Genomic DNA, 21,093 nt, shown 5'->3' with positions numbered 1-21,093 from the left:
CGCTAAATTTAATCGGAAAGAATTTGCACGGTTCCTAGCTGACCATCGATTTGTACTCTTTGCCCATCTTTCAGAATAACCGTCGCATTATGAATATCCATAACTGCCGGTAATCCGTACTCGCGCGCCACAATAGCCCCATGAGAAAGACGTCCTCCTACTTCTGCAATCAATCCACCAGATCTTGCTAATAGTGGTGCCCAGCCAGAATCAGTATAAGGTACGACCAAAATCGTATCGCGGTCAATCGCAGAAACTCCTTGCAAATTGCGTAACACCTTAACATATCCTTCCACCCTACCAGGACTAGCACCAATGCCCTGTAGTAGGGAAGCAGAGGAAATAGAGGGAGCAGAAGGAGCAGGTGGAGAATTACCATAGACGAGAAAAGGTGCGTCTAAAATACGGTCATTTTCCAAGCGCGATCGCCGCTGTGTCACCAAATCCTGCAAATCATAACTCAACTTCTTCGAGTCAATACCCGCAACAACCCGCCGCACTTCCTCAAACTCCAAAAAGAAAATATCCCCCGTAGATTCCAACAATCCCGACGCAATCCAAACTCGTTCCAAAGCCACAAACCGCCAACGCAAATGCGCCAACAACTGACTATAAACCTCCGTCACCCTCCCCTTCAAATCAACACGCGCTTGCACCAAACCTTTCTTTCCTTTGCGTCCTACTCCACGAGAAGCCGCCTTACGGCCGTCTATGCGTCTTTGTGGTTCGTTCCTTTCTAACCCCTCATTCCCCACAAACTGCACAAACAACTCGCGCACATACTCCGGTTCCTCCCGCCAAGTGGGAACTGCAATATCAGTCCCCACTTCACTCAAATAACCATAACGCGCCAACAACTCATCAAACCGTTGTAAAATCTCTCTACCGCGATCTGTCGCCGCCAACTGCACAAACACCGATTCTGTAGATTCTGGTACCACAGGTAAGACACGACGCGCATCCTCAGCAAGTTGCGCAAGCGATCGCAACGCCGCAACTTCAGGAGTCAGACTGTTATCGATTTCTGTATCTTTTGCCTTAAAAATCGCCTGCCGTAAAGCCGCGCTCAAAGGTGCCAAAATACTGTAATAAGTCGCCCTTTTCAGCAACACCAAAATCGAGTCGATTTGTGATAGCAACTTTGCGGGATCGCGATCGCTCAAGTCATGCAACGCAACCAACGCTGGCTGAAAGTGTTGTCGGTAATCTTTTTCAAAATCTTTAACTAAATTCAACTCGCGATTGAGTAACCGCATTAAACCTGGAGTATTGCGTAGCGTCGAACGTAACGGCGGTTTACTAAACTTTGCCCCTCGCGTCAAAAACTCCAAACTTTCCGGCGGTAAACCCATGCGTAAAAAGATCCGCCCTAGCAAAGAAGCATTAAAGTAAGCCCGCGAATAATGCAAAGTTGCAGTTTGATTAAAATCTAAACCCCGCGCGCGACTTCCTAAAACAATCGTGAAGATTTCGCCCCACACGCCACAAGTTAAAGGACGATTGATTGACCAAGTGAGCGGACGAATCAACCCAGGAATGACTTCAGCAGCGATTTTCCGCGTCCAAATTGGTAACAGCGTTGTAATCGGGCGCGATTGTAACAACCACAAAGTTTCACCATCGTAACTCCACTCGATATCTTGTGGAATACCGTGATAGCGCGCCTCAAGGTGTCGGGCTAAAAAAGCAACTTGTCGAATCAAGCGTGGTGGAATATCCCCCTCACCTTCAACAGCTAACGCAATATTTTCCGGTAAAACCCAGTTTTGGCTATGTTCTAAGTCAGCTTGGGACACAATAACGCGATATTGCTCTGGTGTCACTTGTCCCGAAACAACTTTGCTAGCATTTCCTGGTAAAGCTTCAATTACCACAGCATCACCTTGCTGCGTCATCGGATCGCGGCTAAACGCAACTCCAGAAAATACACCCTGGACTTGTGTTTGAATCAGTACCGCCATTGCAGCTTCTGGCAAACCACGCCCTTTGCGGTACTCGATCGCACTTGGATTGTCGTAAGAAGCTAAAACCGAGGCGATCGCCTGCTGTAATTGCGCTTGACTTGTTACATTTAAAACTGTTTTATACTGTCCTGCGGCTGAGGCTTGCTGAGAATCTTCGCCTACGGCGGAAGAACGTACAACTAAAGGGGACTTTTCCGAGGTTGGGAGATAAGTTACGAAAGGTTCTGAGTCATCACCAGGAGGAAGTACCCAACCCTTTGGCACTGGGTAGCCCCAGCGTAGTAATTGTGATAGCGTAGCAGCTTTTTGCCCGACTTGAGCCGCTGATAATTCATCACTTAAAGAAACTATGGCTTTATCACCACGAAAAAAGCGAAACACTTTTTGCGACTCCGCGTGTCCTGCATCTGCTGTTAAGTTTAAATCGTCAGGGATTTTTTGATAAATCCATCCTAGTAGAACCGCGAGTGCGATCGCCGCAACAATTCGGGCTGAGTCATGCGGGCGGAGCAACGCGGTCAACAACGGAAATAAAATTAAAATGCCATATTTGCCTAATTGTCTTTCGCGTAAGACAGTAAAACTTATTCCACCAATCAGAAATACTAAACCTGCAACAACCGGATCGTGAACAATAAATCCCCAAACTACATTTGTCGTTCCCGCACCTCTACCGATCCAATAGCGCCCCATTACCAGCGCAATTAAGGCGATTAACTCCCATTCGGGGGCTTGGGGAAAGAACGCCCGCGCCATCAGCACCGCCGCTATTCCTTTTAAAGCTTCAGATAAAACTGCGAGAATGCCTGCAAGTTTACCACCGTGATAAAAAGCTGCGGAAACACTGATATTTCCTGTACCGATATTTGCTAAGTTACGCCGCGTCAGCGCTGATGTCATCCAAGCAATTAATGGTAATCCACCAATGAGGGGACAGATCAAAAAAATAGCGATCGCACCCCAGACTTGCAGCATTTTAGAATTAGAAACTAGGGTTGAGGGACTTCTGATTAGTTAGAGTAACGCAACTTTGGCAGATTATTTTTATGATTTGCTTCTTACTTTAAAGTAATACCTCGGTGCATGGCAAAAACAGAGGTCAGCAATCAGAGTTTTGTATAGATTTGTATCTAGAAATATTTGTGTTGAACTTGCTAGCGATGCGATCGCTGCGGCGTCTATCGCTTAATCTTCGGTTGACTCTGCTTTCTGATCTCTGACCTCCGACGCCTCCTATTCACTATTGAGTATAGGCTACTTGCAGCGCCCATAAAATGAGAACCGCGATTGAACCTAATATCAGCATTGTTGAAATCGCAACCGCTTTAGGGGAATCGGCTCCCTTAAATTTCATGATGCCACGGTCTAAGTCAGACATATATGCTCTCCTCTAGTGTCAGAATTCTGATCTTATCCGTTTTCGATTTTAATATTTTTACTTGCTAATTTGTAAAACTTATGATTAAAAAAATCTTTTTTATGCTATTGCGGAAAGAGACAAGTTGGCAATCATGGACAAGATAAAAAACACGCGATCGCGATTTGGTGTCAAATTTATAGACTTATTTCCGAAAAGCTGAAAAAATTGTGGGAAGACGGCGCACAACACTTACGAATAAAGCGTTTAGATTTACCTCCCCAACAAATGACATAAGGAAAAATTCCCTAACCTCCGATCCCTGATTCCTCTAAAAAAGCCCTCATCTGACAACAGAATTGGGCTGTATATAATAAATATATAATTTTGGAAGCTTAGATAACGACCGCAGAGCCATTACGTTGATAAAGCTCTACTTCTTCTTTCCAAGCTTTCCCATCTAAAGCCATCTGCTCAATGGAACTGGCTAGACGTAAAGCTTTAAGCGCTTGTTCGCCGCCTACTGAAGGTTGATTGCCACCACGTACGCATGAGACAAAGTGTTCTAATTCGGCGTGTAGTGGTTCGATGTTACTTGTGTAAACTTTCTCAATCAAGCCATCTTGACGATAAAGTACCTGACCGTAATCTGTCATGTAGTTGGCGGTTGTCTGACGGTGAATCAAGATTTCATTATTCAGAAAATCTGCTTCTGTCAGCGAGTTTTTACAATGCGCTGCAATTCGCCGAATTTTGCGATGCGTGACTTTACTCGCGGTGAGTGTTGCCACAATCCCATTCGCGAAGCCAAGAATCGCAGTGACATAATCTAAGTAACCAGAACCAGCAGCACGACTACCACTTGCGGTTAACTTAACGATCGGTGCGCCAGCTAACTCTAGTAGTAAGTCGATGTCATGAATCATTAAATCTAAAACCACCGAAACATCGTTGGCGCGTTGAGAATAAGGACTCATGCGATGCGCTTCTAAAGCTAGCAACTCCTCAGTTTTCAGGACTTTGCTGAGTTCTTGGAATGCAGGATTAAAGCGTTCGATATGACCAACTTGTAGAATACACTGTGATTCGGCTGCGGCATTTACCAAAGATTCAGCTTCAGCGATACTAGCAGCAATCGGCTTTTCAATCAAAACATGAATTCCCGCCTGGAGACAGGTCATCCCGACAGCGTGATGCAAGCGGGTGGGAACAGCTACACAAACTGCCTCGACATGCGGCAGCAGATCGCGATAGTCTTCAAAAAACCGGATGCGGTACTTGCTCGCAATATCTAGCCCCCGCTCGATGTTGATATCGGCAACACCAACGAGTTCTACATCTTTGAGTAAACTCAGAACACGGGTATGATGTTGTCCCATGTTGCCTACTCCAATCACACCAACACGGATTGGTTGCGGTTGATTGCGCTGTAAATGAGGGATGGGTTGTCCCACTGTCATGCTTTGCACTCCTCTGTCTTCTCCTCCACCACCAAAATGTAAAGACGCATCTGTAACAGCGCCCATACGCAATCCTAACTGGATTAAAGTCGCAAATCATCCAGATGGTAGCATAGTGACTCTATTTATGAAGAATTTCAAAATTACTTATATGTTCCGACGATTGTTACGTTTATCACCAAGCTAGGCTTCACTCATTGTGATTTTGCTGATGCGTGTAGCGTTAGCGTAATGTGTCAGTTTCTTACCTGTCCATTATGAAGGGGTAGGGATCGCAAGGGCAAGGCAGTGCCTTGCCCGTAACCAAGGAAATAGATAGAAAGCAAAAAATTATAGAGAGGTTGATTGATGAAAGCTGTCATTTTATTGTCTGGGGGCTTAGATTCTTCTACGGTACTGTATCAAGCGGTGGCTGATGGTTACAAGTGCTATGCAATTTCGTTTGATTATCAGCAGCGACACCAGCGCGAGTTAAAAGCAGCGATCGCGATCGCGCAATCGACTCAAGTTTTAGTTCACAAGGTCGTTAATTTTGATTTACGTTCGTGGGGCGGTTCAGCATTAACGGATACCAGTATTGAATTACCAAGCGATCGCGCTGTGTCAGAGATGTCTCAAAATGTGCCGGTGACGTATGTTCCGGCACGCAATACAATTTTTTTGAGCTTTGCCTTAGCTTATGCCGAAACGATCGCAGCACAACGCGTTTATATCGGCGTTAACGCGCTTGATTACTCAGGATATCCCGATTGTCGTCCTGATTATATTCAAGCGATGCAGGAGGTTTTTCGCCTCGGTACGAAGCTAGGACGCGAAGGACAACCGATCGCAATTGAAACGCCGTTGATCAACTTGAAAAAAACGGAAATTATTCAATTGGGCAATCAGTTAGGCGTTCCGTGGGAAAAAACTTGGTCTTGCTATGCGGGAGGTGCGATCGCGTGTGGAGTTTGCGATGCTTGTCGATTGCGTCTCGCGGCTTTTGCTGAGTTGGGATTAGAAGATCCGATTCTCTACCGTACGCGAATCTAGAGATGTCCCTGCAATCGGAGTACACAACATAAGTGGGTGAAAATAAACGTAATTGAATTGGTCATTGGTATAGCAGAGATCAGAGGTCAGAGTTAAAAGCAAGCTATTATAGTAGTTCTAAGCTTTTACTCTGTCCTAAGCATCTCTTCAACTGCTATAAGTGCTAATTAAACAGCGATTAGCTATTAGCTGTTTTCCTCATGCCAAGTGCTAATTGCTAAGCGCTAAAAGCTTTTCGATTACCGACCTCAACAGTGCGATCTTTAATTATGTCCACCTACAATCAAGCTAAAGGCAAGAAAAAGGAAAAAGTGCTGCCCTTACCAAGTTCGCTTTCAACGAAGATTTGACCGCCTTGGAGTTCGATTAAGCGCCGAGAAATTGCCAAACCAATACCTGTTCCACCCGAATGGCGATCGCGCGATCGATCTGCACGCCAGAAGCGTTCAAACACGTGCGGTAAATTTTGTTTGGCAATGCCAATTCCTGTATCGCTTACCGCAATCCACAGTTTACGCGATTGCGTCCAAGCACGGATCGTAATCGCACCGTGACTTGTGTAGCGAATTGCATTACCTAATAAATTAACTAGAACTTGCTCGACACGATCGATGTCTGCTAACACGGGTGGTAGTTGGGGCGAACAATTGAGGCGCAAAACAGGACCATCTTCTAAAATCTGATCGGAAAACTTTTCTACCAAAGCTTCCAACAGCGGGTAAAGATTCACAGGTTGTAAATTGATCGGTAAGTAACCCGCCTCGGCTTTGGAGAGTTCTTGCAAATCGTTTACCAAGCGTTCTAAACGGCGCGTTTCTCTTGCTAGACGCGTATAAATTTCGGTTGATGGTTCGACTTCGCCATCCGCCAATTCTTCTAAGTAGCCGCGCACAACGGTTAAGGGCGTCCGCAGTTCGTGCGTCAAGTCGCTGATGAGTTCGCGTCGTCGTTGTTCAACATCTTCCAAACTCGCCGCCATACGGTTGAAGCTAACACCCAGACGTTGTAATTCTGGTATATCACTTGCAGGTAGGCGTGCATCGAGTTGACCAGCTGCAAATTTTTGGGTAATGTGTTCCATTTCTGTCAGTCGCTGCATAATGCGTTTGGATACCCAGTAGCTGAGTCCGCCTGCTGCGGTCGTACTGACAACAACCGACCAAACTGTACCGCGAAACCAAGCACTTTCAAATCCATGAATCAGTTCAGTTCGCGCAAAGCGTAGCCGATAGCCTGTCCCTTCGAGTTCTTCGAGACGGACGACAAAAAAGCGCGGTGAAGAGACTTTGCCAATAATCACAAGGCTCATCACCGCCACCATCATGACTAACAAGTGTGACAGGAACAGGCGCGATGCGAGTGGTAAGTTTCGCTTGCGTAAATCTACTTTCGTCATCAGTTTTATGACGTTGCTGCGTCTTCAAATTTGTAGCCGACACCAACAACCGTTTTAATAAACGTGGGATTGGCAGGATCGGGTTCGATTTTTTTTCGCAATCGGGCAACGTGAGTATCGACAACGCGTTCATCGCCGAAAAAGTCGCTACCCCAAAGTTTATCGATTAACTGCGTGCGGTTCCACACTCGACCAGGATTGCTGACAAAGGTGCTGAGTAAGTTAAATTCCAAGGTTGTCAGGTCTAATTCTTCAGTGCGATCGCTACTCACTTGACGACTGGCAGAACGTTGTTCTACATCTACGATAAAATGTTGCGTGCGATGAATTTGATGTTGTCCGCCTTGGCGCAAACTCCGCCGCAACAACGCCCGCACTCGTGCCACTAACTCTCTAGGACTAAAAGGCTTAACGAGGTAATCATCTGCACCTGTAGATAAACCAATCACGCGGTCAATTTCCTCACCTCTAGCGGTCAGCATCAGTATGTAAGGATCTTTAGTGCCAGGTTTTTGGCGAATTCTGGCACATACTTCGAGTCCGTCCAAACCAGGGAGCATCAAGTCGAGGATAATTAGATCGGGCTGTAACTCTTGAAATAAGCGCAAAGCCGCGAGTCCATCACGGCAACTTTGACAGGAAAATCCTTCTTTTTCTAGCGCCAGTTGAATCAATCCAGCAATTTCAGCTTCATCCTCAACAATTAATATATCCATCTCCACCAAGAGTAATCGACATCAACCAAGTGGTTTTTTATGGTTTATTCTTCCAGCTTAATCTTTATGACTCCTAATCTACAGTGCTGAATTAATAGCCTCTTAAATCACTACTAATGAGGGACTTTGAAAGGTTTAGGTGCTCGTTGTCAGAATTTGTACTATCAATTCTCCTCTGCTTGCTGCTTAGTTGTATCAACAGCCCCCTAAATCCCCCACAGTTGGGGGACTTTGAAAGGTTTAGGTGCTCGTTGTCAGAATTTGTACTATCAATTCTCCTCTGCTTGCTGCTTAGTTGTATCAACTGTAACTAACCAGTATTACCGCTCTAGCGCGGGGTGATCCCAGCTAGATAGATTTGCTGCTGCTTCGTAAGTACTTTGGAAGAATGCAAGAACGATCGCATCGGGCTCGTCTGCTTGCTGCACTGCTGTATAAGGCAAAACAAATTCTTGCAAATCTGGACTGTAGAATGCCTCCTGGGGTTGAATTGGATAATCGCGAAACTTTTCAGGTTCAGGATAGGCGTAAGAGTAAAAAATTGGTTCTGTGACTGTCCCTCCCCCAAACCAAAAGCCACAGCTACTTACTTCGTGCGAATATGCCTCGCGCGTCACCCAATCTGCCATATTGGGAATTCCCCCTGGATGTTCTGGGGCTACACGTCCAGAAAAGCGCGTGACAGCCAAGTCAAAACTACCCCAGAAAAAGTGTACAGGACTACATTTGCCAATAAAGCGCGAGCGAAATACATTCATTAAGCGATCGGCTTGTATAAGAATTTGCCAAAACTTTTGTACAGCTTGCGGATCGTAAGATGCGTGTTGGCGATCGCGCTCGAACGGAATTGGCTCAGCCACTTCTTGGGGCATTGTCCAAATGCGCACTTCTATTCTACTCTTGTGCAGAGTATCCATCACCTCTTGATAAAAGTCTGCTACTGTACGCGGCGCAAGGGGTATTGTTTGGCTAATGCCGTCGCTTGTTTCGATCTGTAGATTGTGCGCCAAAAAGTCGAAGCTTATGACAAAGGTACGCGTGTTATAAGGTATACAGCCAGTTGTGAGTCCGCGCGGCGTGACGTACAAAGTTGAATGCCACCAATGGTTAAGTTTGGGAGCCAACGCTAGCCGAATTTTGCCGATGATTTGAGTCCACATATGTAGCGTTGCATACGTATCTTGCCACGCCACAACGGGTAGGCTTGACCAAGGATTGTTTACAAGCGTGTTAGGCAGCAAATCAGCCATGATAAATACCTCTGTGTGAAGAGAGAAGGGATGACAGACAACTGCTTTTTAGATTAAACCAAACTCTAAGGCTTCTCTTGTTATAGCCCTAGTCAATAGAGTAAAGTTAGGACATTGATAGAAGCTCGTAGTGATCTCTTTGACCGTGTTTATGCGGTCGTCGCACGGCAAAGTACCGACTAGAGTTTAACACTGACCCCTGCTATAACAGATGTTTTCAAATGGCATCGTTAATAAAGGGACAATTGCACTCATGCTTCTTGCTGGTGACTCACGACATCAATTGCGGTACGGAGCCAGTTGATGTATGTTTGTTCTTTTTGCTTAACCAGTTCTAGGACTAACTGTTGCATCTTTTGATCGCGATTTGTCGATGCATCCTCTAAAGGAGGTAACGTGATTTGGTCACAATCAGCAAGTTTTTTTTGATGCGCTACGAGTTCCTGTTTGAGCAAATGCACAATTGCTTCATTGGATAATTCAGCGCCGAAAAATAATTGAATGAGCAAAGGTTCGCGGATTGTTGGTAACGGTTGATGGCATTGCAGCCACTTCCAAAGCTCAGCTTTTCCAATTTCTGTAATACTGTATACTTTGCGATGCGGGCGATCGCGTTGTGTTTCAATTTTGCAAGCGATCCAACCGCTTTCTACTAACTTATCGAGCGTTTTATAAATCTGCGCTTGATCTGCACGCCACAAATGCGCAATGGTTTGATCGAAACATTGATTTTTAAGCTCGTAGCCTGTCATTGCTTCTTTTCGTAGAAAACCTAAAATTGCGTATGCTAGTGACATGAGGCGGTTTTCCGAATCTTTCAGTTCGTTTAATAGTAATAATTGTTACCTTTAATATACAACTATTTTAATATATGATTAATCATATAGATAACAAGAGTAGAAAGCGCGATCGCACTCGTGAGGAATTGCGAACCATTGCCAAGATTAGATAGCTTGTAACAGTGGCATAAGATACTTCACTGATGTACCAAAAAGCGCAGGCTTATTTAGAATAGGCGAAAAGCGCGTGGGAGATAGGCTATTTATCTGTAGCACGAAATGGCAAATATATCAGGACACCAAATAACCAACAAGTCAGCCGCTATTGTGCATTTGTAATAAGAATTTTCCAGTAAACCTAATTTCAGCTATCGAAGACTATCGTAACAGGAGGATGGATTCCATTGACTTCTAATCAACTTTTCCGCAGAATACGGCAACATCAGTATCTACGCAGTTTACGCAATAAACTACTGCACCTCCACGCTTGTTTGCTACAAGCAGAACGCATTAATTATGAACAAAGACGCGGACGCGTATCGAGTGGAGAGTTACTGCAACTTGTCATTGAGCATGAACAATTTGCGTGGCTACATCGCATTTCTGAGCTAATTGTGCATATTGATGAAATGCTTTCAGCAGATGAACCAATATTGCATGACGATCTCCAAGAATTGATGCGTGATGTCCGCGAATTGCTGATGCCATCAGAACTAGGTAACGCTTTCGAGCGCAAGTATTATCATGCGCTACAGCAAGAACCAGCTGCCGTACTAGCCCATGCAGAGGTGTCAAAACTTCTAGCATCCGATGTTGAAGCTTAAATTAATGTCTGCACTGCGAGATCGCTCGTGGTGCGTCAAACTTATTCAGTTACCGACTAACCATTTTGCAGCTGACAGCGATCGCGGTTTTTAATCTCTCGGAATTCTTTTGTCACAGTATTGCAATCTTACTGCCACCAACCTGCCATATGCATTTATTATGCTTATCTATAAGTAGACATAAAGTCTGCTCCTCACACCACTAACTGCCTTGCCATGACACAGTGGCAGGGCGTTTTTTTTACTTAACGTTACTGCCAACTTGATTCATCATCCCAACCAATCTTTTGCGGTGAAGACACATCAAGGTGAGGCGATCGCATTGCTTCTCTACCGAGTACAAATAATCCTGCTACACCGAGACAGACAAACCAGATGTATTGATGCCAATAGCGCCGTATTTGTGCGATCGAGTCAAGTTCAGGATGCAAAGTAGATAGGTAAAGTAGCAACAAGGCAGTAGATAGCGCGCCAAACCCGACAAAACTCAAGCCAATTAGAATGCGGGCTGGTTGCAATTCGGTTTCACTAATCGCGTCAAGATCAATTTCTGCTAACTCAGCTAGTGATTCTTCTGCGAGTTTTGATGCTCGTTGCAAACGATATTCTACCGACAACGGCACAATAGGCATGAGCAGTGCTACAGTATTGCGACGTAGTAGTGCTTCTGTATCGCGCAATGTTACGAGGGGCTTGTACTGTTGGATAGCTTGAGTACGCGCCTTTTTTTTGACACGCGTGTCTGATTCCCAATCCATAGACAGTCTCCAAGAAGCAATTTAGAGACATTGTATCTAGTAGTGAGTAGTTAGTGGTTAGTAGCTAGTGAAAGAGTTTTGTTCGCGTTTGCGTGTCGTAGGCATTTATTCCTTAAGACACCGTTGCTTGTAATTCAGTCAGACGAGATAACACTTCTGTACTGTGAATTGCGGGATTGACCTTGACGAAGGTGGCGCGGAGAATACCATTTGGGTCAATGATGAAACTATGTCGTACCGAGAGATTACCCAACCAAGAACCATAGGCTTTACTGACTTCGCCTGTCGTATCTGCGAGTAGAGGAAATTTTAGACCTTCTGAGTCGCAAAACTCGGCATGGGAATCTACAGAATCAGCGCTGACACCAATAATTTGGACATTTTGTGCCGTGTATTTTGGTAAATCTTGCTGAAAACGTCGCGCTTCTAAAGTACAACCTGCTGTAAAGTCTTTGGGGTAAAAGTACAATACCACCCACTTACCGCGCAAATCAGCAAGTGCAATCTCGCCATCTCCCGTGTTGGTTGGTAAAGTAAATTCTGGTGCGGGTTGGTCAAGTAAAGGAAGTTTACCTCCGATTGCGAAGCTTGGTGAGGCAAAAAACAAAGTAGATAACGCAATACACCAGCAGGCAATTGTGCGAAGCAGACGGCGACGAGACAGCATGGTACAAATGAAAAGCTCAACTTAACATAAGTTTACATCAGGAGATGCCATCTTCATCGCTTTGTAGTTGCGTGTCAACTTGATTTATTGTTGCTTGCTCTAAATGGCTAGTCGATGGTGGCTCATCTGAACTGCTAGCTGCTTCGATATATTGACTGTCGATCAAAAAAGTGCCTCGCGTAAAGCGAACGCTCCAATATCCGCCAGGACGGCGATCCATGACAATGCCTTCCTCACCAATTTGAACCACGTCTGGTGGGCGTAACATTGGCATAGGATCAGCTGTCTTTAAGTAGGGTGGTAGTGCTACGACGCGTACTGTTTCACCAACGACAAATTCTTTAGACATAACTGGGCTTCAGCTATCAGCATGACAGAATATATTTATTTTTGCTGCTGATAGCCAATTACTGATCTCTCTTAAGGAACTTGCCAAATTTTTTGGTGATATTGTTCAGGTTCAGCGTAAGGATCTATTACTGGATGTGAGTGGTCGTGACTGTGATGATCGTGATGGTGATGGTGATGATCGTGGCTATTTAGGGCTGCTAGGCGAAACTTGCACATTTCACAGTTCATCTGCACGTTGCCGAGTTGAGTTTCAATTTCGCGATCGCGCAAAATCGAAAATAACTGCGGATGTAGTCCCATTTCTGGAAGACAGGTAATAGCCATCTCTGGATATTGCGCTTGTTGCTGCGCAGCGATATCAAAGATCTTGTTGACGAGTATTCCAGTGAAGAGAAAGTAAGGAAGTACAATAATCCGCTTGGGCTGGTAAAGTCGCGCGCGGCGGAAACCTTCTTCAAGGCGAGGATGGGTAATCCCAATAAAGCAGGTTTCTACGGTTTGATAGCCGCTACCTTCCCAAAGAATTCGCGCTAGTTTGTAAACATCGCCGTTAGCATCAGGATCGCTCGAACCGCGACCGACAAATAACAAAACTGTATCAGCGCGACTATACTGCGGAGCGTCAACTTCAGCAAGACGCGATCGCCATAAATCGATTATTCCTGGTGTAATACCAAAATGCCGCCCGTAGTGAAATTTCACTTGAGGATGGCGTTGACGCGCGCGGTCGAGTTCGTTAGTAACGTCAAATTTATTATGCCGCGCCGCAAATAACAAAATTGGTAAGGCGGAAAGTTCAGTATATCCTTGAGCAACACACTGATCGACGCCTTCTTGAATCGTCGGACCTGTCAGTTCTAAAAAACAAGGTACAACAGGTCTAGAAGTATCTAAGGCTTGATAGGCAGCCGCAAAGTCTAAAACGCTTTGTCGCCCTGCTGCATCTCTGGTACCGTGACCAATCATCAGTAACGGGCGACGTAACGGTAAGGGGGGTAGATGAATTGTACTAACTGGGGTTTCTTGCAGAGTGGAATTAAGTGTGTTAATCGTAGGCATCCTTAACTAAGTGCTCCGTTCCTGTGCAACGCAGGAAATAGTGTGAGCAAGTCACAGTTAGGCATTCTGGCTTGAGAAAGTTTTGAGTTGGATAATTGACTCATAACTTCTTTTACAGCTGCGGCACAGCCTCGGATTTACACCGAAGTTTCCCTATACTATGACAGATCACTTGTGCCTTGTTATCTTAACTGATTCTCCCCAGTTCAAAAATACTACCGGAGGGGTTGTTAGTCAAAGCGATTGGCTGTTGACTGTTAGCAATTAGCTACTACAAGACCATTTAGAGGCAATTTGCGGTCTTTTGTCCTTTAATTGATTTCAAGGTTAAATCAGAAATGCTCGGCAGCAACAGTTCTTGGTCTCTGATTTATCTTAAGGTTTAGCTAAAAGCTGATTGCTAGTCGCTAATTGCTTGTTTGATTGCGTTGCTGACGCTGTTGACGCCACTGCTGCATTCTTTGCTCAATTTGCTGGCGTTGTTCGGGAGTCAGAACCGCTGTGACTCGCTCTTTTGAGGATTGCATAATCTGGCGAATTTGAGTTCTTTGCGCTTCGGATAGATTTAAGCTAGCCATTGCACCGCGTCGGCGCTGCCCGTTTTGAGTTGCCGCTTGCCACTGTTGGCGTTGTTCGGGGGTAAGAACGGCTTCGATTTGAGTGCGTGTTTCGTTGCGGATTTGTTCCATTTGGGCTTGTTGTTCCGCAGAAAGTTCAATACCTGCCATTTTGCCCATTCCTCTACCAGCACGTTGTCCTACTTGAGGTGCAGCAGGTTGTGCATTGATTGCTAAAGGTGCGAAGACGGTAGAAAGTGCTACTGCACCAGCCAACAGCGACATAAATTTGACTTTTTTTGATCGCGACATCATTGTTAACTTCCTTATGTGTGATGTCACCATCCTATAAACTTGTCTTCCTGAGTAGCATGAGGAAAAAGTCACGAATTTAACCATGACTAAAGTCATGTATTCACTACTAGGTAAAAGAACAATAAATGTAAACTGAGGTAATTAGTATTAAGTCAAGAAGCTTTTACACAAACTTCTAATAGCTGCTTTGATTTTGTTCTATCTCTAAATTACTCGTACATCTATAATAATTATGAGTCGTCCAATTCAAATTAGTACACACCCTTTGCCGTTTTTACTGTTATTAGAATGGCTACTTTTATTCACGGTTGCGATTACAGAAGCTTTATCGATACACTTTCGTCGCTTTCATACTTTACCATCTTTAACACTGATTAGTTTAGTTGGCTTTGGGCTACTGGGCTTGCGAATGCCGACAGGAAAGTCAATACATAAAATACTTTATACTGCGTTAGAAATTTTATTTATTCTGTTTGCTGGAATTGTGAGTGGCAGAGGAATTAGGCTTTTTCCATTTCTTTATATTATTCTTGTTATCCGTAGTTGTCTAATCTTTCAATTACCAGGACGGATTGTTGTAACTAGTTTATCGTTTGTTTTATTTGTCCTCACATTAATTCATCGATTTCAACACGTTCCTGATGTGCCAGTGTTGCAAGAACGTTTGCGATTTACGTTGTTGAGTTTTGCGCTTTCGTTTGGATTAAGCTTAGTATTTGTATTGTTGTTGATGAATGCTGTGCTTGCAGAAAGAAAAATCAGAGAAAAACTGGCGATCGCCAATGAACAACTGCGACAATATGCGCTACGGATTGAAGATCAAGCAACACTACAAGAACGTAACCGAATTGCGCGTGATATCCATGACTCGCTAGGACATTCTTTAACAGCTTTGAACTTGCAGCTAGAAACCGCGCTTAAATTGTGGCAATCTAACCCTGCAAAAGCACAAACTTTCTTGGCGCAAGCAAAAAATCTTGGATCGCAAGCGTTACGCGAAGTGCGACAATCTGTATCAGCGATGCGGTCTGATCCACTGCACGGTCAATCTTTGGAGGCGGCGATCGCTGCTTTGGTTACTGAATTTCATCATTCTAGGGGATTTTCCCCAACTTATCATATATCGCTGCAACATCCGATTCCGGCTGAAGTTCAAACCGCCGTGTACCGTGTTGTCCAAGAGTCACTCACGAATATTTGGAAACACGCAGCAGCAAATGAAGTCAAAATTGAGATCCAGACAACCGTAAAATCGTTACACTTGAGAATTCAAGACAATGGTAAAGGATTTACGTTAAACCAGAATACTACAGGATTTGGGCTGCAAAGTATGCGCGATCGCATCCTCGCTTTAAAAGGAGAATTTCAAATGAGTAGCACGCCTGGCGCTGGTTGTTGTATTACTGCTACAATTCCCTTGCCGAGGTTAGTTGCATGATTCGCCTGTTACTCGTTGACGATCAACATTTGATTCGTCAAGGTTTAAAAGCTTTACTAGAATTAGAGCCAGATTTACAGGTTGTGGGCGAAGCAGAAAATGGGCAAGCTGCAATGCAGTTACTGCAAACGTTGCAACCTGATGTGGTATTAATGGATGTACGAATGCCTGTTATGGATGGTGTCGCTGCAACCCGTGAAATTACACAGCATTTTCCTGAAACAAAGGTACTTGTCTTAACGACTTTTGATAATGATGAATATGTTGCCGCTGCACTTCGCAATGGTGCGATGGGCTATCTACTCAAAGATACACCTTCAGAAGAGTTAGCCGCAGCAATTCGGGCAGTTTATAAAGGTTATACTCAACTTGGACCCGGTTTAGTCGAGAAAATTATTGCAAAAGTTCCAGAACCCTCAGCAATAACGCCCGCAGGTTGGGGCGAACTCACGCCCAGAGAACGCGAGGTGTTACGGTTAATTGCAGCAGGAGAAAGCAACCGTGAAATTGCCCAGACGCTGCATATCTCGGAAGGAACCGTTAAAAACCACGTCACGAGTATTTTGAATCGATTATCTTTGCGCGATCGCACGCAAGCCGCAATTTTTGCTAATTCATTTCTACACCATCTAGATCCTAATATCAAAAGCTAGCTTTTTATAAATTAGGTCATCAGTCAAGACATCTTTCTGACAAGTAACTGGGTAAAAATTAACGTAACGACAAGGTTTGTTCTTGGTAACTGGTAATAAGTAGCGCTTAGCTATTAGCAATTAGTGATTAACTAATAGGAGAATTGCTAAATGCTAACAGAAGAAGTGCTAAATATCTCATTACCCAATCTCAACAAATGTAATATACAATGATGTCCACATACTGAGTCATGATACTACTGAAATAACTCTAAACACTCTTCTTTCAATAATCCTTTAGTCACCTTAATATCTCTAAAACTCTTAGCAATAATTTCCTCACAAGAGATATCAATTTGTGCTTGGTTTATCCTCATTAAATCTTCAATAGAGACTGCATAAACGATTTCATCTACACCAGCCCAAACACAAACTGTGGCACACATTGGACAAGGTTCCCCAGTCGTGTATATTGTGCATCCTGCTAAAGATGGATTTTTGATTTGCGATGTCAGTTTACGAATAACGTTCATTTCTGCATGGGCTGATGGATCGCGATCGCGTTTAACTGTATTATGTGCTGCCGCTACTACTTTGTTATCTTTAACTATGACTGCACCATAGGGCGCATCTCCTTGTTTTGCTTCTTCTAGGGCAATTCTCATATACTCTTCTGGAGTCATTTTAGTACTAGGTGAATTAATGAAATTACTGAAATAATATAATACAGTTGCTAGAATTTATAGTAGTATTTAATTTGCGAATATCTTGTCAAAGCTGTTAATATTTAACTGTTATTACTCCTTAACCATTGATTATTGACAATTCTGATAAAAATCTCACAACTACAATTTAAGAAACTAGCAACTTGATTATGATATTGCTAGCTAAAAAAGTTATTGGATTTTATTTAGAAGATATTGAAACTCCACTGGGGAGATTTCTTAATTTAGCAATTACAGGTTTAGTCTTACTATCTTCTGCTATTTTTGTTGTAGAAACTTACTCAATTCCTACAGAATTAAGGTTAGTATTAGACAAGTTGGACAGTGTTATTATTGGAATTTTTGCTTTAGAATATACACTACGCTTGTGGTGTGCTGAGTCTAAAACAAAATATTTTTTTAGTTTATATTCACTGATTGACCTTTTAACAATTCTACCTTTTTTCCTAGGTTTAGTAGATATTAGCTTCATTCGGATTCTTCGCTGGTTTCGGATTCTTAGGTTAGTAAGATTTCTTCAAAAAATAGTTTTATTCGAGCGGATTAGCGGCGAAGATAGCATTATTTTTGCTAGAATACTATTTACGTTATTTGCTATTATTTTTATTTATTCTGGGCTGATTTATCAAGTCGAGCATCCAGTTAATTCAGATACTTTTAACACCTTCTTAGATGCTTTTTATTTTTCTGTTGTTACGATGACAACAGTTGGCTTTGGTGATGTAACGCCAATTTCTCAACTAGGACGACTTCTAACAGTATTAATGATATTAACTGGTGTGGCGTTAATTCCTTGGCAAGTTGGCGATCTGATTAGACAATTTATCAAAACGAGTCGCCAAGTACAAACAGTTTGTCCTACTTGTCAATTATCACTGCACGATACCGATGCTCATTATTGTAAAATTTGTGGCACCAAGTTAGAAAAAAATTTGTAATAGCTTGTTCATGTAGGTTCAAAAAAGTATGGAATTTGATTATTCCTTAGATTTTAAACATATTGATTTTCGTTCTTCACCTGAATTGTATCGTGTAGGTAAGGGCGAGCAAGGAGTACTGTTGGTAGAGCCTTATAAGTCAGAGATTTTACCATACTGGCGCTTTAAAACTCCTGAAATTGCCAAAGAGTCGAGTGAAAAGATTTATGAGTTATTTCTCAACTATCTTGAACAAGATGATTTTGTTGGCGCGGATATGGCGCGTAAGTTTTTGCAGATGGGTTACACGCGATCGCGTCGTTATGCCAATCATAAAAGTGGGAGAAAATATAAAGCCAACCCGCAAAAGGCGGGTTCTGAGGAAGCCGAGAAGCAAGCGAGAAAGGAAGTTTTACCCTTAGAAGTCGATCCAGTCAAAGCTGAGTCCGCTGCAATCTTCAAAGAAAAATGGACGTTAGCAAAAACGAATGAAAAATATTTGCAGCTAATGAAAAAACATCGACAGATGTACGAACAGGCAAAGTAAAACTCTTAATTTTACAGGAATAACTTCAGGTTGTAGATTTTCTGTTATCTGTGTAACTACATCATTACTCTTTTAAGAAGCATACTCTTGTCAGAATGTCACGGAAAGAGTAAAAGTATGATGTTGTGATGGCGAGGCGATCGCCCAAAGCCCAAACTTCATAAAAGCTAGCTAATTGTAAAGATTCTGCTAAGTTGTTTGCTTAAACCTTGACAGGCTAATAGCTTTCATTAATCCAGCAAGTAATATATTATTTTTTTATGAAAACTGCTCTTTATTATCAGTTAATAAAATTTTAATTTGTGTTTATAATCTGATAAATTTTGTTTACAATTCAGCCAATGCGAATCACTCGACGTCGAGAGGTAGTAATGCAATAAAACGTAGTTTCATGTTAGTTGTGTTGCTGCAAGAACGCTGACTCTAATAGCCTCAGAAGTTGAGGACAACTAAAGAACGCGTTTAGTAGGTTTCTACCCCGATATTCTTGATTGTGTGGAAGACTTAAGTTTCAGTAAAGGTAAAGGTAGCAGAATGATGAAACACCAAGGAATGACTTTGTGGTTTACTGGGTTGAGTGGTGCAGGGAAAACGACAATTAGTAAAGCGGTAGAAGAAAAACTGCGCGAACAAGGTTACAAAGTTGAAGTTCTTGATGGTGATGTTGTTCGAGAGAACCTAACGAAAGGTTTAGGTTTTAGCAAAGCCGATCGCGATGAAAATATTCGTCGCATTGGTTTTGTGGCTCAATTGCTGACGCGCAATGGAGTGATTGTTATCGTTTCTGCTATTTCTCCTTATCGTGCAATTCGTGACGAAGTTCGCGGGAAAATTGGCAACTTTATGGAAATCTTTGTCAATGCACCGTTAGCTGTGTGCGAAGAACGTGATGTCAAGGGATTGTACAAAAAAGCACGCGCTGGAGAGATCAAGAGTTTCACAGGAATTGACGATCCTTACGAACCGCCGCTCAATCCTGAAGTAGAATGCCGTACAAATCAAGAAACGTTAGCTGAAAGCGTCGAGAAAGTGATGGCGAAGCTGAATGAATATGTTCATGTAAACAACAGTGTCTCCAAGGTTGCTTAGTTTTTAGCGGTAATCGCACACTCTTGTAGAAATTGACCACTGCTTCTAAATTGAAGGATGACTGAGTGTAAGCTTGCACTTGCTCATCCTTTTTTGTATTGGGTAAAGTTTGAATAATAACTTGCTAATGGCACTATAGCTAGTTGTACAGTCATAATAAAAACCTCTTTTATTGAAATTAACCTGTGAACCTTCCTTTAAGCTTGTCAGGACAAACACAGACGCGTAAAGCAGAACACTTACGTATTTGTCTCGATGAAGATGTACAATTTGCACAAACGACGAATGGCTTAGAACGCTATCGCTTTATACATTGCTGTTTACCTGAGATTAACCGCGATGAAATTAACTTGCGTACTCAGTTTTTAGGCAAATCGTTATCCTATCCACTATTGATTTCGTCGATGACAGGCGGTACAGAATTTGCAGGAACGATTAACCGTCGGCTTGCCGAAGTCGCGCAGCATTACAATATGGCAATGGGAGTTGGTTCGCAGCGGGTAGCGCTCGAAAAACCACAAGTTGCTGCAACTTTCGCGGTGCGATCGCATGCGCCAGATATTTTACTGTTTGCTAATCTGGGTGCGGTACAACTCAATTACAAATATGGATTAGATGAGTGTCGGCGCGTTGTTGACTTACTGCAAGCTGACGCTTTGATTTTGCATCTCAACCCTTTACAAGAATGCATTCAAGCTAGAGGTGATACAAATTTTCGCGGTTTGCTTGACAAAATAGAGAAATTATGTAGTAAAATTTCTGTGCCAGTCATTGCCAAAGAAGTCGGGAATGGCATTTCTGCGGCTATGGCGACAAGATTGATCGATGCGGGAATGAGTGCGATTGATGTTGCGGGTGCAGGCGGTACTTCTTGGGCGAAAGTGGAAAGCGAACGCGCAGAAAATAGCCTACAGCGTCGCCTAGGGATGACATTTGCCGATTGGGGTTTACCAACAGCAGAGTGTATCACAAGCATTCGAGAGGTAGCACCCGAAATTCCCTTAATTGCGTCTGGTGGTTTGCGTCATGGCTTAGATGTTGCCAAAGCGATCGCGCTAGGTGCCGATATTGCCGGTTTAGCATTACCCTTCTTACAAGCCGCTGCCGAATCAGAAGCCGCGCTTTACGAGTTAGTCGAAGTCTTGATCGCCGAAATCACGACGGTTCTGTTTTGTACTGGCACAGCAAATATAGAAGATTTCAAGCGTTCACAAGTATTGCAGCGCGTAAAATAAGGGCAAGGCAGTGTCTTGTCCACAT

20 protein-coding genes, 1 pseudogene and 1 riboswitch are annotated in these 21,093 nt (G+C 43.3%); of the genes and pseudogenes, 8 read left to right on the top strand and 13 right to left on the bottom strand.

Translation table 11 applies throughout. From position 1 onward, the window contains the following. Positions 1-8: 8 nt before the first annotated feature. The 3 genes from GLO7428_RS01105 to GLO7428_RS01095 all read right to left on the bottom strand — a co-directional run bounded on the left by GLO7428_RS01105 (position 9) and on the right by GLO7428_RS01095 (position 4,781). Positions 9-2,939, bottom strand: a complete 2,931-nt coding sequence (locus GLO7428_RS01105) for a glycerol-3-phosphate acyltransferase (RefSeq protein WP_015186710.1) — start codon at positions 2,937-2,939, stop codon at positions 9-11. 265 nt (positions 2,940-3,204) lie between these two features. Next, complete coding sequence (locus GLO7428_RS28225; protein WP_015186709.1) at positions 3,205-3,342, bottom strand: hypothetical protein; 138 nt, start codon at positions 3,340-3,342, stop codon at positions 3,205-3,207. A 374-nt stretch (positions 3,343-3,716) separates the two neighbouring features. Further along, positions 3,717-4,781 carry a Gfo/Idh/MocA family protein gene (locus GLO7428_RS01095; protein WP_041918786.1) on the bottom strand — a complete coding sequence of 355 codons (1,065 nt, stop codon included), beginning with the start codon at positions 4,779-4,781 and terminating at the stop codon, positions 3,717-3,719. 348 nt (positions 4,782-5,129) lie between these two features. On the opposite strand from GLO7428_RS01095, the gene queC reads away from it, so the two are divergent. After that, positions 5,130-5,813: a 7-cyano-7-deazaguanine synthase QueC gene (queC, locus tag GLO7428_RS01090; RefSeq protein WP_015186707.1), complete on the top strand. Its 684-nt coding sequence runs from the start codon at positions 5,130-5,132 to the stop codon at positions 5,811-5,813. 283 nt (positions 5,814-6,096) lie between these two features. Here queC and GLO7428_RS01085 read toward each other — a convergent pair whose 3' ends face one another. The 4 genes from GLO7428_RS01085 to GLO7428_RS01070 all read right to left on the bottom strand — a co-directional run bounded on the left by GLO7428_RS01085 (position 6,097) and on the right by GLO7428_RS01070 (position 9,972). Next, a complete protein-coding gene (locus tag GLO7428_RS01085; protein ID WP_015186706.1) occupies positions 6,097-7,209 on the bottom strand; it encodes a cell wall metabolism sensor histidine kinase WalK in 1,113 nt (370 codons plus the stop codon). A 5-nt stretch (positions 7,210-7,214) separates the two neighbouring features. Continuing rightward, complete coding sequence (locus GLO7428_RS01080) at positions 7,215-7,925, bottom strand: response regulator transcription factor (RefSeq protein WP_015186705.1); 711 nt, start codon at positions 7,923-7,925, stop codon at positions 7,215-7,217. Positions 7,926-8,245: 320 nt separating this feature from the next. Next, positions 8,246-9,175 (bottom strand): DUF5996 family protein, encoded by a 930-nt coding sequence (locus tag GLO7428_RS01075; RefSeq protein WP_015186704.1) that lies wholly within the window; start codon positions 9,173-9,175, stop codon positions 8,246-8,248. Positions 9,176-9,426: 251 nt separating this feature from the next. Then, the gene (locus tag GLO7428_RS01070) at positions 9,427-9,972 is read right to left on the bottom strand and encodes a PadR family transcriptional regulator (protein ID WP_015186703.1); all 546 of its coding nucleotides are present in this window, start codon (positions 9,970-9,972) and stop codon (positions 9,427-9,429) included. Between the two features lie 386 nt (positions 9,973-10,358). Here GLO7428_RS01070 and GLO7428_RS01065 point away from each other — a divergent pair, with 386 nt between their 5' ends. Then, positions 10,359-10,778, top strand: a complete 420-nt coding sequence (locus tag GLO7428_RS01065; protein WP_015186702.1) for a hypothetical protein — start codon at positions 10,359-10,361, stop codon at positions 10,776-10,778. Positions 10,779-11,029: 251 nt separating this feature from the next. On the opposite strand, the gene GLO7428_RS01060 is transcribed toward GLO7428_RS01065, so the two are convergent. From GLO7428_RS01060 to GLO7428_RS01040, 5 genes and pseudogenes are all read right to left on the bottom strand, one after another. Further along, positions 11,030-11,536: a hypothetical protein gene (locus tag GLO7428_RS01060; RefSeq protein ID WP_015186701.1), complete on the bottom strand. Its 507-nt coding sequence runs from the start codon at positions 11,534-11,536 to the stop codon at positions 11,030-11,032. A 112-nt stretch (positions 11,537-11,648) separates the two neighbouring features. Next, positions 11,649-12,200 carry a peroxiredoxin gene (locus GLO7428_RS01055; protein ID WP_196797515.1) on the bottom strand — a complete coding sequence of 184 codons (552 nt, stop codon included), beginning with the start codon at positions 12,198-12,200 and terminating at the stop codon, positions 11,649-11,651. A 142-nt stretch (positions 12,201-12,342) separates the two neighbouring features. Beyond that, positions 12,343-12,552, bottom strand: a pseudogene (sipA, locus tag GLO7428_RS01050) (regulatory protein SipA); the annotation flags it as partial. Positions 12,553-12,623: 71 nt separating this feature from the next. After that, positions 12,624-13,613 carry a sirohydrochlorin chelatase gene (locus GLO7428_RS01045; protein ID WP_015186698.1) on the bottom strand — a complete coding sequence of 330 codons (990 nt, stop codon included), beginning with the start codon at positions 13,611-13,613 and terminating at the stop codon, positions 12,624-12,626. 38 nt (positions 13,614-13,651) lie between these two features. Further along, positions 13,652-13,804: riboswitch (cobalamin riboswitch) on the bottom strand. Positions 13,805-14,020: 216 nt separating this feature from the next. Next, positions 14,021-14,485, bottom strand: a complete 465-nt coding sequence (locus GLO7428_RS01040) for a Spy/CpxP family protein refolding chaperone (RefSeq protein WP_015186697.1) — start codon at positions 14,483-14,485, stop codon at positions 14,021-14,023. A 232-nt stretch (positions 14,486-14,717) separates the two neighbouring features. Here GLO7428_RS01040 and GLO7428_RS01035 point away from each other — a divergent pair, with 232 nt between their 5' ends. Beyond that, positions 14,718-15,923: a sensor histidine kinase gene (locus tag GLO7428_RS01035; RefSeq protein ID WP_015186696.1), complete on the top strand. Its 1,206-nt coding sequence runs from the start codon at positions 14,718-14,720 to the stop codon at positions 15,921-15,923. Beyond that, positions 15,920-16,576, top strand: a complete 657-nt coding sequence (locus tag GLO7428_RS01030) for a response regulator transcription factor (RefSeq protein WP_015186695.1) — start codon at positions 15,920-15,922, stop codon at positions 16,574-16,576. The genes GLO7428_RS01035 and GLO7428_RS01030 overlap by 4 nt, the downstream gene beginning before the upstream one ends. A 236-nt stretch (positions 16,577-16,812) precedes the next feature. Here GLO7428_RS01030 and GLO7428_RS01025 read toward each other — a convergent pair whose 3' ends face one another. After that, positions 16,813-17,220 carry a nucleoside deaminase gene (locus GLO7428_RS01025; RefSeq protein WP_196797433.1) on the bottom strand — a complete coding sequence of 136 codons (408 nt, stop codon included), beginning with the start codon at positions 17,218-17,220 and terminating at the stop codon, positions 16,813-16,815. A gap of 209 nt (positions 17,221-17,429) precedes the next feature. Here GLO7428_RS01025 and GLO7428_RS01020 point away from each other — a divergent pair, with 209 nt between their 5' ends. From GLO7428_RS01020 to fni, 4 genes are all read left to right on the top strand, one after another. After that, positions 17,430-18,218 carry an ion transporter gene (locus tag GLO7428_RS01020; protein ID WP_015186693.1) on the top strand — a complete coding sequence of 263 codons (789 nt, stop codon included), beginning with the start codon at positions 17,430-17,432 and terminating at the stop codon, positions 18,216-18,218. A 28-nt stretch (positions 18,219-18,246) separates the two neighbouring features. Then, positions 18,247-18,744 (top strand): DUF4385 domain-containing protein, encoded by a 498-nt coding sequence (locus tag GLO7428_RS01015; protein WP_015186692.1) that lies wholly within the window; start codon positions 18,247-18,249, stop codon positions 18,742-18,744. Positions 18,745-19,281: 537 nt separating this feature from the next. Further along, entirely contained in the window at positions 19,282-19,833 is a 552-nt protein-coding gene (gene cysC / locus GLO7428_RS01010) for an adenylyl-sulfate kinase (protein WP_041918474.1), read from the top strand. A gap of 185 nt (positions 19,834-20,018) precedes the next feature. Continuing rightward, entirely contained in the window at positions 20,019-21,068 is a 1,050-nt protein-coding gene (gene fni / locus GLO7428_RS01005) for a type 2 isopentenyl-diphosphate Delta-isomerase (RefSeq protein WP_015186690.1), read from the top strand. Positions 21,069-21,093: the final 25 nt, after the last annotated feature.

It is taken from the genome of Gloeocapsa sp. PCC 7428 (assembly GCF_000317555.1).
Lineage (GTDB): Bacteria > Cyanobacteriota > Cyanobacteriia > Cyanobacteriales > Chroococcidiopsidaceae > Chroogloeocystis.
The sequence above is the reverse complement of the archived record's forward strand: the minus strand, read 5'-3'. Positions and strand labels throughout refer to the sequence as shown.

What these genes read in the sequence shown, in the direction of transcription:
- GLO7428_RS01105 (WP_015186710.1), bottom strand. Translation starts at nt 2,939, where the DNA reads ATGCTGCAAGTCTGGGGTGCGATCGCTATTTTTTTGATCTGTCCCCTC.
- GLO7428_RS28225 (WP_015186709.1), bottom strand. Translation starts at nt 3,342, where the DNA reads ATGTCTGACTTAGACCGTGGCATCATGAAATTTAAGGGAGCCGATTCC.
- GLO7428_RS01095 (WP_041918786.1), bottom strand. Translation starts at nt 4,781, where the DNA reads ATGACAGTGGGACAACCCATCCCTCATTTACAGCGCAATCAACCGCAA.
- queC (WP_015186707.1), top strand. Translation starts at nt 5,130, where the DNA reads ATGAAAGCTGTCATTTTATTGTCTGGGGGCTTAGATTCTTCTACGGTA.
- GLO7428_RS01085 (WP_015186706.1), bottom strand. Translation starts at nt 7,209, where the DNA reads ATGACGAAAGTAGATTTACGCAAGCGAAACTTACCACTCGCATCGCGC.
- GLO7428_RS01080 (WP_015186705.1), bottom strand. Translation starts at nt 7,925, where the DNA reads ATGGATATATTAATTGTTGAGGATGAAGCTGAAATTGCTGGATTGATT.
- GLO7428_RS01075 (WP_015186704.1), bottom strand. Translation starts at nt 9,175, where the DNA reads ATGGCTGATTTGCTGCCTAACACGCTTGTAAACAATCCTTGGTCAAGC.
- GLO7428_RS01070 (WP_015186703.1), bottom strand. Translation starts at nt 9,972, where the DNA reads ATGTCACTAGCATACGCAATTTTAGGTTTTCTACGAAAAGAAGCAATG.
- GLO7428_RS01060 (WP_015186701.1), bottom strand. Translation starts at nt 11,536, where the DNA reads ATGGATTGGGAATCAGACACGCGTGTCAAAAAAAAGGCGCGTACTCAA.
- GLO7428_RS01045 (WP_015186698.1), bottom strand. Translation starts at nt 13,613, where the DNA reads ATGCCTACGATTAACACACTTAATTCCACTCTGCAAGAAACCCCAGTT.
- GLO7428_RS01040 (WP_015186697.1), bottom strand. Translation starts at nt 14,485, where the DNA reads ATGATGTCGCGATCAAAAAAAGTCAAATTTATGTCGCTGTTGGCTGGT.
- GLO7428_RS01035 (WP_015186696.1), top strand. Translation starts at nt 14,718, where the DNA reads ATGAGTCGTCCAATTCAAATTAGTACACACCCTTTGCCGTTTTTACTG.
- GLO7428_RS01030 (WP_015186695.1), top strand. Translation starts at nt 15,920, where the DNA reads ATGATTCGCCTGTTACTCGTTGACGATCAACATTTGATTCGTCAAGGT.
- GLO7428_RS01025 (WP_196797433.1), bottom strand. Translation starts at nt 17,220, where the DNA reads ATGAGAATTGCCCTAGAAGAAGCAAAACAAGGAGATGCGCCCTATGGT.
- GLO7428_RS01020 (WP_015186693.1), top strand. Translation starts at nt 17,430, where the DNA reads ATGATATTGCTAGCTAAAAAAGTTATTGGATTTTATTTAGAAGATATT.
- GLO7428_RS01015 (WP_015186692.1), top strand. Translation starts at nt 18,247, where the DNA reads ATGGAATTTGATTATTCCTTAGATTTTAAACATATTGATTTTCGTTCT.
- cysC (WP_041918474.1), top strand. Translation starts at nt 19,282, where the DNA reads ATGAAACACCAAGGAATGACTTTGTGGTTTACTGGGTTGAGTGGTGCA.